Below are 12,277 nucleotides of genomic sequence, written 5' to 3'. Positions count from 1 at the left end.
GAACCGGGCGAGGCTGGGGGCGGGGACCGGCACGACCGGGCGCCGTCCCAGGGCGCCCGGTCCCGCGGTCTATACTGTCGCCCATGGTCGATGTCCCGCTCCTGTCGCCGCTGCCCGAAGAGGAACTCGAAGAGCGCTTCATCCGCGCGTCCGGCCCCGGCGGGCAGAATGTCAACAAGGTCTCCACGGCGGTGGAACTGCGCTTCGACGCCGCGCATTCGCCGTCGCTGCCCGACGATGTCCGCGCCCGCCTGCTGAAACTGGCGGGGCGCCGCGCGACGTCCGAAGGCGTGATCGTGATCTGCGCCCAGCGTTTCCGCACCCAGGACCGCAACCGCGCCGACGCGCGCGCCCGGCTCGCGGAGCTGATCGCCCGCGCCCATGAAAAACCGCTCGCGCGGGTCGCGACGCGTCCGACCAGGGCAGCAAAGATCCGGCGGCTCGAAGCGAAGCGGACGCAGGGCGAACGCAAGCGGCAACGGACGCGTCGCACGTCGATCGACGAATGATGAATGACCCGAAAACCTCACTTTCCCGCACAGGACCGCAGCCCATGAGATCTTCCCGTCCCCGCCCCGCCCTGCGCGCCCGCCGCCTCGCCGCCATCCTTGCCCTGATCGCGGCCGTGCCGCTGCCGCTGCGGGCGGAATCGGTCGGCGAAGTATCGACGGTGTGGAAGCTGATCGGCCCGAACCACAAGGTCGTCGTCGAAGCGTACGACGACCCGCGCGTCGAGGGCGTGACGTGCTACGTGTCGCGCGCGAAGACCGGTGGACTGTCGGGCGCGGTCGGTCTTGCGGAAGACCTCGCGGAAGCGTCGATCGCGTGCCGCCAGGTCGGCCCGATCCGCACGCGCGAACCGCTGCCGCAGCAGGAGGAAGTATTCTCCGAGCGCTTGTCGGTGCTGTTCAAGCGGCTGCAGGTCGTGCGCATGGTCGATGTGCGCCGCAACGTCCTGGTTTATCTCACCTATTCCGACAAGCTCATCGAAGGCAGCCCGAAGAACAGCATCACCGCCGTGGCGGTCGAACGGGCAACGCCGATCCCGCTCCGTCGCTGACGGCGCCGCTGCTCCCCCTCCCCGCAAGCGTCCCCGCAAAGTTCTGCCACTGACCGGTTCTGAAATCCGGCTGCAGCGGCGATAATGCGCGGTCCGGCCGGGCGTTGTCGCTCATCGGCCGGAAAATGCCAGCGGATGTTCCGGCGTCCGCGGTTCCGGGTACATCATTGATATGCCCGGAACCGGGCCGGCGGTCTGTGTACCGCCCTCTTCGATGGGCGTCGCGAACGCGCACGCTCAATTTAAGCCCCGGCGGCTTCCGCGCCGGGGCGGCTGACAGGAATCGGGACACGACAATGTCCGACATCAGTCGCGCCTTGCGCAGGCGCACGCTGGCGTCGCTCGCGAGCTTCGCGGCGCTTGCTGCTGCGCCGACGACGCTCGTCGCCGCAACTCGCGGCACGGGCGCGCCCGGCCGCTTCGAAGCGGTGGCGGTGGATCCGCGCGATGCACGCCCCGCGGTGCTGCAGGCGGCGCTGGAACCGCTGCGAAACCGGGCGGTACTCGTCAATTTCTGGGCGACCTGGTGCGAGCCGTGCCGCGCCGAAATGCCCGCGCTGGTGCGCCTCGACGCTGCCGAAGCGGGCCTCGCGCTGCTCACCGTCGCGGTCGCCGACCGCGAGGGCGACGTGCGCCGGTTCTTCGCCGCGCGCGGCCTCGACCCGCTCGTCGTCGCCGACCCCGAACAGATCATCGCCCGCGCCTGGGACGTGCGCTTCCTCCCGACGACGTTTCTCCTCGACGCCTCCCACCGGCCCCGCCACCGCATACGCGGCGAACTCGACTGGAACGACCCCGCCGTGCGCGAGCGCGTCATGACGCTCGTGGCGCCCCCGAACGACCCCACACCACACTGATCAGGACGATTGTCATGGACCGCAGGAATTTCCTCAAAACCTCCGCCCTCGCCGCCAGCCTCGCGCTCCCGGCCTGGAGCCGCGCCGCCGACTCCGCGACAGCGCAGCCTTTCGCGCCCCACCCCGCCAACGGCTGGCGCGTTTTCGAATTGACGAGCCGCATCGAGCCCGCCGCGAGCGGCGACCCGACGCGCGTCTGGGTGCCGTTGCCGTCCATCGACGATCCCCAATGGATACGCCCGATGGGCAACCTGTGGCGGGGCAATGCCGATACGATGCGCGTCGTCACCGAAGCGGACTACGGCGCCGCGATGCTGCAGGCCGAATGGGCGCCGGGCGCCGTGAGCCCGCTGCTCGAAGTCGTCAGCCGCTTCGCGACCTGCGACCGGGCCGTCGACTTCACCCGCCCGGGGCCCGCGCGCGAGTTGCCGGCGGCCGAACGGGCGTTATACACCCGCCCCACCGCGCTGATTCCGACCGACGGTGTCGTGCGCGACACGGCAGAGTCGATCGTGCGCGGCGCGACCAGCGACGAGGCGCGCGCACGGGCAATTTACGAGTGGATCGTCGACAACACGTTCCGCAACCCAAAGACCCGCGGCTGCGGCCTCGGCGACATCCGCACGATGCTCGAAAACCGCGATCTTTCCGGCAAGTGCGCGGATCTGAACGCCCTGTATGTCGGGCTCGCGCGCGCCGCAGGCCTGCCGGCACGCGACGTGTATGGCGTGCGCGTCGCCGACTCGCGTTTCGGCTACAAAAGCCTCGGCAAGAGCGGCGACGTCTCGAAAGCACAGCATTGTCGTGCCGAAGTCTGGCTCGAGCAGTTCGGCTGGGTGCCGGTCGATCCGGCGGACGTGCGCAAGGTCGTGCTCGAGGAACCGCCGGGCGGCCTCGCGCTCGACGACCCGAAAGTCGCAACCGCGCGCCGCGTGTTGTTCGGCGCGTGGGAGATGAACTGGCTCGGCTACAACTTCGCCCACGACGTGCGCCTGCCGGGCAGCAGCGGACCGCAGGCGCCGTACCTGATGTATCCGCAGGGCGAAAGCGGCGGAACGCGCTTCGACAGCCTCGACCCGGCGGCTTTCCGCTATTCGCTGACGGCACGGGAAGTCACTCTCGCCTGAGGGCGGCCGCTGCAGCGCACCGGCTCGCGCCAGTCCCGGCCCGTGCGCTGCTACCATTGCCGTCATGAAATCGAATCCCGAATCCCGATGCGAGCAGCTCGATGTGCGCGGGCTGCGCTACAACGTCCGGCACTGGGGCGCTCCCGACGCGCCGCCGGTGTTCTTCCTGCATGGCTGGATGGACAGCTCGGCGACGTTCCAGTTTGTCGTCGCCGCGCTCGCAAAGGACTGGCACGTCATCGCGCCCGACTGGCGGGGCTACGGCGCGAGCGAGTGGCTGCGCCGGCCGTACTGGTTTCCCGATTACTACGCTGATCTCGACGCCCTGCTCGCGCATTATTCGCCGGACCGCCCGGCGCGCCTCGTCGGCCACAGCATGGGCGGGAATATCGCCGGCGTGTATTCGGGGGCGCGGCCCCAACGCGTGTCGCAGGTGGCGATACTCGACGTTCTCGGTCTCAAGGACGGTAGCGCCGACGAAGCGCCGAAGCGCCTCGACCAGTGGCTCGACGCCGTGCTGGCCGACCCGCAGTTGCGGCGCTATGCGGATCACGACGCGCTGGCGCGGCGCCTGCAGCAGGCCAACCCGCGGCTGACGGAGGAGCGTGCGGCATTCCTCGCGCGAAACGTCGGCCGCGTGCTGCCTGACGGGCAAGTCGAAATGGCTTGCGACCCCTGGCACAAGACCGCCGCGCCTGCACCGTACCGCCTCGAGGACACGATGGCCTGCTGGCGCGCGATCACGGCGCCGGTGCTGCTGCTGGTCTCGGACCAAGGCTACGTGCTCGACCGATTCCCCGCGGCTTCGGACGAATACCGGCAGCGGCTCGCATGTTTCGCCGACGTGCGGGTCGCAACCGTGACCGGCGCCGGCCACAATCTCCAGCACGACCAGCCGGAGCAGGTCGCCGCGGCGCTCGAGAACTTCCTGCTGCGGGAATGAGCCGCAGGGCCGTCAACGGGCATTGCCGGGGCGACTGGCAGCCGTGCCGCGCATCCAGGCGACGAAGCGCCGCGGGAACTCTGGCGCCCGGACACAGAGAAAGAGCGCCGCCGCCGCATTGAGCAACCCACCAACGAGGATCAGTTGCGGCACCGACAGGCCGGCCGCGAGCAGCCCCGCACCCATGCCGGCGGCGGCGACCATGAACAGCGCATTGAGGATGTTGAGGCCGGCGATGACGCGCGAGCGGTGAGCCGCCGCGGAGCGGGCCTGCACGAGCGTGTAGAGCGGCACGATGAAAAAACCGCCGAACACGGCGATCAGCAGCAGATCGACCAGCACCCGCCACGTCGCCGCATCGGCGAGCACCGCGGCCAGCGGCAGCGGCGCACTGCCCGCCGCGAGCGCCGGGCTCGCCCACCACAGGTCGAACGCGAACAGGCTCAGGCCGATCGAACCGAAAGGCACGAGGCCCGGCTCGAGATGCTTGCCCGAGAGCCGCTCGCACATCAGCGAACCGATGCCGATGCCGACCGAGAACACCGCGAGCAACAGCGTCACCGCGTGTTCGTCGCCGCCGAGCACGTCCTTCGCATAGCCGGGGAACTGTGACAGCAGCAGTGCGCCGTAGAACCAGAACCACGAGATCGCGAGCACCGCGAGGAACACGGTGCGATCGCCGCGGGTGAAACGGATGTTGCGCCAGGTTTCGCTCAACGGGTTCCAGTTGATGCGCAGCCCGGGATCGGCCGCCGGGGCGGTCGGGATCGCACGGCTCGCAGCGTAGCCGAGCACCGCCACCGACAGCGCCGCGACCGACACCCACAGCGGGCCGCCCGGCAGGCTGATCGTCACCCCGCCGGCGATCGTGCCGACGAGGATCGCGACGAACGTGCCCGACTCGACGAGCGCGTTGCCGCCGACCAGTTCGTCCTCGCGCAGATGCACCGGCAGGATCGCGTATTTCACCGGCCCGAACAGTGCCGATTGCGCCCCCATCAGGAACAGCGCGACGAGCATCAGCGGCAGCGATTCGAGCGCAAACGCCAGCGCCGCAAGCGTCATGACGAGAATTTCGAGCAGTTTCGTCCAGCGGATGAGCCGGCTTTTCTCGAACTTGTCGGCGCATTGGCCGGCCGTCGCCGAGAACAGGAAGAACGGCAGGATGAAGATCCCGGCGGCAAGGTTCACCAGCACGCCCGGCGCGATCGTCGTGAAACGCGCGGCCTCGAACGTCATCAGCACGACCAGGGCGTTCTTGTACAGGTTGTCGTTGTACGCGCCGAGAAACTGCGTGATGAAAAACGGCAGGAAGCGCCGCTCGCTCATCAGTCTGAATTGGGAACTCATGCCGCCCCGCGCTATCGTGGATCTGGAGTGGGCCGGATTCTGCCACCGGGCACGCTCGGCGCGGCAACTTTCGGGTGCGCAGGCGACCGCCGGGAAATGCCCCGCGGGCCGCCGAATTACCACCTGAGAGGTATGACATTGCCCCCGCATATACCGGCAACCCCCTACAAAACCCCGGAATGAGCGTGACAACCCATTTCAGCCCTTGACCGCGCGTCCGTTTTTCACCAGACTGCGCATGCGCATCTGCAATCGCGTGGTTTTTCGTGCTCGACGGCCTTTGGGTACTCAGTTCGTCTTTCCCCGATCTCGATTGCCGCACTTCCGGGCAAACGCCCTTCATTAACTTTGATTTGGGATTTTTCGAAATGGCAACTGGTACTGTTAAGTGGTTCAATGACTCCAAGGGCTTCGGTTTCATCACGCCGGACAACGGTGGCGAAGATCTGTTCGCACACTTCTCCGCGATCCAGGGTTCGGGCTTCAAGAGCCTGACCGAAGGTCAGAAAGTTCAGTACGACGAGACGTCCGGCCCGAAGGGCAAGCAGGCAGGCAACATCCGCCCGCTCTGATCCTCGCTGATACGATCTCTCGCGCGGCCGTCCGGTAAACAGTACGGCCCGCGCAACGAGTCAAAGCCCGGCATTGCCGGGCTTTTTGCTTTTTCGGGCCCGGCGCGGACCGTTCATCCGTAGCGGCGTGCCGCCTCGATCGCGAGCCCGGTGCCGATACTGCCGTAAAGGTCGCCTTCGACACTGCGCGCTGCGGGCAGCTCAGCCGCGATGCGCGCGCGCAGCTGCGCGACGCCGCTGGCGCCGCCCGTGAAATAGATCGTGTCGACCCGATCACGCGCGACCCCCGCATCATTCAGCAGGCGCGCCACCGCCGCCGCGACATGCTCGACGAGCGCCGTCGTCGCACGGGTGAAAGCCTCGCGGCCGATCTGGTGCACGAGCCCGGGTTCGAGCCGGTCGAGCCGCAGCGCCGTGGCCGGCGCCTGCGACAGGTCGATCTTCGCCTGCTCGACCTGCAGCGCGAGCCAGTGCCCTTCGCGCCTGCTGACGAGCCGCGACAGGCGGTCGAGCTCCGTGCGCGCGACGGCATCGCGATAGATGTGCTGCAGGTCGGCCCACGCCTGCCGCGTGTAGGCGAAATTGATCGTGTGCCAGGTCGCGAGCTGGAAGAAGAGGCTCGACGGCACGTCGGCACCGTTCTTCATCCGGCCGCGATAGCCGAGCAGCGGCATCACGCATTCGAGGCTCAGCGCGCGGTCGAAATCGGTGCCGCCGACATGCACGCCGGCGTTGCCGAGCAGATCCTCGCGCCGCTCGTCGCGCCCGGCGCGCGCAGGCGACAGCCGGATGAGCGAGAAGTCTGCGGTGCCCCCGCCGATATCGGCGACCAGCACGAGTTCCTCGCGCTCGAGGCCGATCTCGTAATGCAGCGCCGCCCCGATCGGCTCGAACTGGAAGCTGACGTCGCGAAAACCCGCCTGCCGTGCGATCGCCTCGAGCGTGTCCTGCGCCTTGCGGTCGGCGCTCTCGTCGTCGTCGACGAAATGCACCGGCCGCCCGAACACGGCCTGCGTGAAGCTTCGTCCCGCCGCCGCCTCGGCGCGCGCCTTCAGTTCGCCGATGAAGCTCGCGAGCAGGTCGCGGAACGGCAACGCGCGCCCATGCACTTCGGTCTGGCCGTCCATCAGGCTGCTGCCGAGCAGGCTCTTCAGCGAGCGCATCAGGCGGCCTTCGTAGCCTTCGAGGTATTCGGCGAGCGCGGCGCGGCCGTAGCACGTCGTCTCCTCGTCGGCGTTGAAGAACACCGCGGACGGCAGCGTCGGCTTGTCGCCCTCGAGTTCGAGCAGCGCCGGGACGCCGGGCCGGAGCCAGCCGACCGTGGAGTTGGAGGTGCCGAAATCGACGCCGCAGGCCCGTGCGGAGGTCTTGCCCATAAGCGGATGCAGCCGGTCGGGAAAGGGGCGCAATGCTACGCCACGGCGGCGCACCGCGCGAGCCTCACGGCGGCCCGCCGGCGGTCAGTGGTCAACGGTCAGCGGAACACGATCGTCTTGTTGCGATGCACCAGCACACGGCCCTCAAGGTGGTAGCGCAGGCCGCGCGCAAGGACCATCTTTTCGATGTCCTTGCCGTAGCGGACCATGTCCTCGACCGAATCGGAATGGTCGATGCGGATCACGTCCTGGTCGATGATCGGTCCCTGGTCGAGGTCCGCGGTCACGTAGTGACAGGTCGCGCCGATCAGCTTGACGCCTTTCGCCCACGCCTGGTGGTACGGTTTCGCGCCGACGAAGCTCGGCAGGAAACTGTGGTGGATGTTGATGATGCGCCCGGCGTACGCCGCGCACAGCTCCGGCGACAGCACCTGCATGTAGCGCGCGAGCACCATCGTTTCGCCGCGCACCTCCTCGAAGATGCGCCCCACTTCGGCGTAGGCCTGCGCCTTGTTGTCGGTGTTCACCGGCACGTGGTGGAACGGGATGCCGTGCCACTCGACGAGGCCGCGGAACGTGTCGTGGTTCGAGATCACGCACGGGATCTCGATGTCCAGCTCCTTCGACTGCCAGCGCGCGAGCAGGTCGTAGAGGCAGTGCTCCTGCTTCGACACCAGCACGACGACGCGCTTCTTGACCGCTGAATCGGTGATCGTCCAATCCATCTCGAGCTCGTCCGCGAGCGGACGGAAACGCTCGCGGAACTCGGCGAGGTGAAACGGCAGCGACGAGGCCCTGATCTCGATGCGCATGAAATAGCGCCCGAGCGCCTCCCCGTCGGCAGGAGGTTCGGCGTGCAGCGAAGTCTCGAGAATCCAGCCGCGATGTTCGGCGATGAAGCCCGATACCCGCGCGACGAGGCCGACGCGGTCGGGGCAGGACGCGGACAGCGTGAAATGGCGGTCGCGGTGCATGGCAGGTCCCGGTCAGGCGACGCGGGCGAAAGCCTTGTCGATCTCGCGGCGCAGTTCGGCGTAGTTGTGCGTCACCGGGAACTGCGGGAATTCGCGGATGACGTTTTCCGGCGGATGGAACAGGATGCCGCCGTGCGCTTCACCCAACATCGCGGTGTCGTTGTACGAGTCGCCGGCCGCGACCACTGTCAGGTTCAGCTCCTTGAAGCGCTTGACTGCCTCGCGCTTCTGGTCCGGCATGCGCAGATGGTAGTTCACGAGCACGCCGTTCGCATCGGCTTCGAGGCGATGGCACAGCAGCGTCGGCCAGCCGAGCTGCTTCATCAGCGGCTTGGCGAATTCCTGGAAGGTGTCGGACAGGATCACGACCTGGTAGCGCTCGCGCAGCTCGTCGAGAAACTCGCGCGCGCCGGCCATCGGCCCCATGCTGGAAATGACTTCCTGGATGTCCGGCAGGCCGAGTTTGCGCTCGGCGAGAATGTTCAGCCGGTACTTCATCAGCGTGTCGTAGTCGGGCTCGTCGCGGGTCGTGCGACGCAGTTCCGGGATGCCGGTACGCTCGGCGAATTCGATCCAGATTTCGGGGACCAGCACACCTTCGAGGTCGAGACAGACGAGTTGCACGGCAATATCCTGTAGCGCAAGAGGAAAGCCGCGATTCTAGCAGCGGCGCGGATGGCCTGGCCGGCGAATCCGGACCTCAGCCCGCGAGCAGGTTGCGCACGACGAGGCCCTGTGCGGCGAAGTGCCTCAGCAGCGCGTGCTGGTGCTCGGCATCGCGCGTCTCGATCTGCAGGATCACTTCGGTCATGCCGACCGCGACGTGCAGTTCGCCGCGGCGGTGTTCGACATGCCGCACGTTCATGCCGAGCTCGGCGACGGTCTTCAGCAGCGCGAGCAACTGGCCCGGCGCATCGGAAATCATCACCGCGACGCTCATCAGCCGCCCGCTCGACGCGAGGCCGTAGTCGATCGAACGGCCGACGAGCGTCATATCGACGTTGCCGCCCGAGATCACGACCACCGCGCGGTCGTCGGGCGCGAGGCGGACCTTGCGCTGCAGCAGCGCTGCGAGCCCGACCACGCCCGCGCCCTCGCCGATCGTGCGTGTGCGTTCGAGCAGCGTGACGATCGCCTCGGCGATCGCGTTGTCATCGACGGTGACGATGTCGTCGACGTGGCGCGCGATCACCTGCCGCGTCAGCATTCCCGGGCGCTTCACCTTGATGCCGTCGGCGATGGTGTGGGCGTCCGGCCGCACCGCTTCGAGCGTGCCGTCGCGCAGGAAATGCCGCCACGGCGCAACCGCGTCGGTCTGCACGCCAATCACGCGGATCGCCGGATTCTGCAGCTTCAGCGCCAGCGCGACGCCGGAGATCAGTCCGCCGCCGCCGAGCGGCACGATCGCGACGGTCATGTCCGGCGCGTCTTCGAGCATCTCCAGGCCGCAGCTCGCCTGGCCGGCGATCACGTCCCAGTCGTCATACGGGTGGATCAGCGCGAGCCCTTCGCCGTCAGCGAGCCGGCGCGCTTCGTCGGCAGCGGCTTCGAGCGTGTCGCCGACGAGGCGCACGTCGGCGCCGAGCTTGCGACAGGCCTGGATTTTCGTCAGCGGCGCGTTCGTCGGCATCACGACGACCGCGGAGAGGCCGGCCCGCGCCGCCGCGCGCGCGACCCCCTGCGCGTGGTTGCCGGCCGACGCGGCGACGACGCCGGTGAGCCGGGCACCGGTCTCCAGCAGGCGGCCGATCTTGTGCGTCGCGCCGCGCAGCTTGAACGAGCCGGTGCGCTGCATGTTTTCGAGCTTCAGTTGCAGCGGCACGCCGAGTTCGTCGGACAGCGCGTCGTTCTGCCACTGGCCGGTGCGGACGACCGCGTCGCGGATGCGTTCGCGCGCAGCGACGAGATCGGGCAGTTCGAGCGGCACCGGGATGGACGACATGTCGATTCTCCGCAACCCGCCCGGAACGGGCGTTCGAATCGCTACTGTATGCGCAAAGCCGCAGGCGCGGGCAGACGCCAGAAGCGCTTCGGCGTACTCAATCAGCCTGCATCGCTTCGAGTTGCTCCGAGATTTCGAGCCAGCGCAGCTCGGCGTCGTCGACCCAGCCGGCGAGTTCCGCCTGGCGCTTGAGCAGCGTCTGCAGCTGGCCGGCTTCGGCGCCGCTGTAGAGCGCCGGGTCGGCGAGGTGCGCGTCGAGGAGCTTCTTCTCGCCGTGCCAGCCGGCGAGCTTCTTTTCGAGCTGTTCGAGTTCCTTGACCAGCGGACGGCGCGCGGCGAGGCGCGCCTGGCGCTCGGCCGCGGACTGTTCGCGGTCGGCCTTGCGCGCTGCCTTGTCGGCGCTGCGGTCCGGGCATTTCGCCGCTTCGCTCGCCTGCGCGCGACGCTCGGCAAGCCAGTCGCGGTAGTCGTCGAGGTCGCCGTCGAAGGGCTGGATGCGGCCGGCGTCGACGAGCAGGAAGCGGTCGCAGGTCGCGCGCAGCAGCGCCCGGTCGTGCGACACCAGCACCATGCCCCCTTCGTAGTCCTGCAGCGCGAGCGTCAGCGCGTGGCGCATCTCGAGGTCGAGGTGGTTCGTCGGCTCGTCGAGCAGCATCAGGTTCGGCCGCTGCCAGATCATCAGCGCGAGCGCGAGGCGCGACTTCTCGCCGCCCGAGAAGCTGCCGCACGGCGTGCCGGCGCCGGTGCCGGTTGCGTTGATGTCGCCGCGGAAGTCGAAGCCGCCGAGGTAGTCGCGCAGCTCCTGCTCGCGCGTGCGCGGGTCGAGGCGCGTCAGATGCTGCAGCGGCGACTCGTCCGGGCGCAGCGTTTCGAGCTGGTGCTGCGCGAAATAGCCGATTGCCAAGCCCTTGCCTTCGCTGCGGCTGCCGGCGGCGAGCGGCAGCTGGCCGGCGAGCAGCTTGATCAGCGTCGATTTGCCGGCGCCGTTACGCCCCAGCAGGCCGATGCGCTCGCCCGGGCGCAGCGTCAGGCGGATGCCGCCGAGCACGGTGCGCTCGCCGTAGCGCACGACGCCGTCCTCGACCTGCAGCAGCGGATCGGGCGCCGGCGGGCCGTCGCGGAAGCTGAAGCTGAACGGCGTGTCGATATGCGCGGCGGCGATGCGCTCCATGCGTTCGAGCGCCTTGATGCGGCTCTGCGCCTGGCGCGCCTTCGTCGCCTTCGCGCGAAAGCGGCGGATGTAGTCCTCGATGTGCGCGATCTCGCGCTGCTGCTTGATGAACAGCGACTGCTGCTGCGACAGGCGCTCGGCGCGCTGGCGCTCGAAGTCGGAGTAGCCGCCGGAATACAGCGTCAGGCGCTGCGACTCGATGTGCGCGATGTGCGTGACGCAGGCGTCGAGGAACTCGCGGTCGTGCGAGATCAGCACCAGCGTGCCGCGGTAGTCGCGCAGCCACTGTTCGAGCCACAGCACCGCGTCGAGGTCGAGGTGGTTGGTCGGCTCGTCGAGGAGCAACAGGTCGGAGCGGCACATCAGCGCCTGCGCGAGGTTCAGCCGCATGCGCCAGCCGCCGGAGAAGTCCGACACCGGGCGGTCGGCCTCACCCGGCAGAAAGCCGAGGCCGTCGAGCAACGCCGCGGCGCGGGCGCGCGCCGCGTAGCCGCCGATCTCGTGCAGCCGGGCGTGGAGGTCACCAATATGAGCACCAATGTGAGCACCAATGTGGCCTTCGCCATGAGTACTCTCATGGACATCGTCGTGCGCGGCTTCGGCCGCGGCGAGCTGCGCCTCGATGGTGCGCAGTTCGACGTCGCCATCGAGCACGTACTCGATCGCGGCTTTCGCCAGCGCCGGGGTTTCCTGCGCGACGTGCGCGATCTGCCAGCCGGCGGGGATGTCGAGATCGCCCTGGTCCTGGTGCAATTCGCCGCGCAAGAGCGCGAACAGGCTCGACTTGCCGGTGCCGTTCGCGCCGGTCAGACCGACCCGCCAGCCGGGGTGGATCTGCAGCGAAACCGCATCGACGAGGATTTTGGCGCCTCGGGCGAGGCGCAGGTTGCGGAACTGGATCACGT

General features: G+C 68.4%; 12 protein-coding genes. 6 read left to right on the top strand and 6 right to left on the bottom strand.

Annotation, left to right across the window (positions count from 1 at the left end; genetic code table 11):
• The first annotated feature begins 83 nt into the window (after positions 1–83).
• The 5 genes from arfB (at position 84) to pbN1_RS10360 (ending at position 3,987) form a co-directional block, all read left to right on the top strand.
• On the top strand, positions 84–509 hold the full coding sequence (arfB, locus tag pbN1_RS10380) for an alternative ribosome rescue aminoacyl-tRNA hydrolase ArfB (protein ID WP_169201631.1): 426 nt from the start codon (positions 84–86) through the stop codon (positions 507–509).
• A 44-nt stretch (positions 510–553) separates the two neighbouring features.
• Complete coding sequence (locus tag pbN1_RS10375) at positions 554–1,060, top strand: CreA family protein (protein ID WP_210147461.1); 507 nt, start codon at positions 554–556, stop codon at positions 1,058–1,060.
• A 296-nt stretch (positions 1,061–1,356) separates the two neighbouring features.
• A complete protein-coding gene (locus tag pbN1_RS10370; RefSeq protein WP_169202508.1) occupies positions 1,357–1,917 on the top strand; it encodes a TlpA family protein disulfide reductase in 561 nt (186 codons plus the stop codon).
• Between the two features lie 14 nt (positions 1,918–1,931).
• Entirely contained in the window at positions 1,932–3,044 is a 1,113-nt protein-coding gene (locus pbN1_RS10365; RefSeq protein WP_169202507.1) for a transglutaminase-like domain-containing protein, read from the top strand.
• A 64-nt stretch (positions 3,045–3,108) separates the two neighbouring features.
• Positions 3,109–3,987 carry an alpha/beta fold hydrolase gene (locus tag pbN1_RS10360; protein ID WP_169202506.1) on the top strand — a complete coding sequence of 293 codons (879 nt, stop codon included), beginning with the start codon at positions 3,109–3,111 and terminating at the stop codon, positions 3,985–3,987.
• A gap of 12 nt (positions 3,988–3,999) precedes the next feature.
• Here the strand turns inward: pbN1_RS10360 and pbN1_RS10355 are convergent, their stop codons facing one another.
• Positions 4,000–5,337: an MFS transporter gene (locus tag pbN1_RS10355; RefSeq protein ID WP_169202505.1), complete on the bottom strand. Its 1,338-nt coding sequence runs from the start codon at positions 5,335–5,337 to the stop codon at positions 4,000–4,002.
• Between the two features lie 368 nt (positions 5,338–5,705).
• On the opposite strand from pbN1_RS10355, the gene pbN1_RS10350 reads away from it, so the two are divergent.
• A complete protein-coding gene (locus pbN1_RS10350) occupies positions 5,706–5,909 on the top strand; it encodes a cold-shock protein (protein WP_011237778.1) in 204 nt (67 codons plus the stop codon).
• A gap of 113 nt (positions 5,910–6,022) precedes the next feature.
• Here the strand turns inward: pbN1_RS10350 and pbN1_RS10345 are convergent, their stop codons facing one another.
• The 5 genes from pbN1_RS10345 to pbN1_RS10325 form a co-directional block, all read right to left on the bottom strand.
• Complete coding sequence (locus tag pbN1_RS10345) at positions 6,023–7,285, bottom strand: Hsp70 family protein (RefSeq protein ID WP_169202504.1); 1,263 nt, start codon at positions 7,283–7,285, stop codon at positions 6,023–6,025.
• A gap of 98 nt (positions 7,286–7,383) precedes the next feature.
• The gene (gene purU / locus pbN1_RS10340; RefSeq protein ID WP_169202503.1) at positions 7,384–8,259 is read right to left on the bottom strand and encodes a formyltetrahydrofolate deformylase; all 876 of its coding nucleotides are present in this window, start codon (positions 8,257–8,259) and stop codon (positions 7,384–7,386) included.
• A gap of 12 nt (positions 8,260–8,271) precedes the next feature.
• Positions 8,272–8,883: a bifunctional phosphoserine phosphatase/homoserine phosphotransferase ThrH gene (thrH, locus tag pbN1_RS10335; protein ID WP_169202502.1), complete on the bottom strand. Its 612-nt coding sequence runs from the start codon at positions 8,881–8,883 to the stop codon at positions 8,272–8,274.
• Between the two features lie 76 nt (positions 8,884–8,959).
• Positions 8,960–10,201 (bottom strand): threonine ammonia-lyase, encoded by a 1,242-nt coding sequence (ilvA, locus tag pbN1_RS10330; protein WP_169202501.1) that lies wholly within the window; start codon positions 10,199–10,201, stop codon positions 8,960–8,962.
• 97 nt (positions 10,202–10,298) lie between these two features.
• Positions 10,299–12,275 (bottom strand): ATP-binding cassette domain-containing protein, encoded by a 1,977-nt coding sequence (locus tag pbN1_RS10325; RefSeq protein ID WP_169202500.1) that lies wholly within the window; start codon positions 12,273–12,275, stop codon positions 10,299–10,301.
• Positions 12,276–12,277 lie beyond the last annotated feature (2 nt).

Source organism: Aromatoleum bremense (assembly GCF_017894365.1).
Classification (GTDB): domain Bacteria; phylum Pseudomonadota; class Gammaproteobacteria; order Burkholderiales; family Rhodocyclaceae; genus Aromatoleum; species Aromatoleum bremense.
This window is presented reverse-complemented; position numbering and strand designations above follow the sequence as displayed.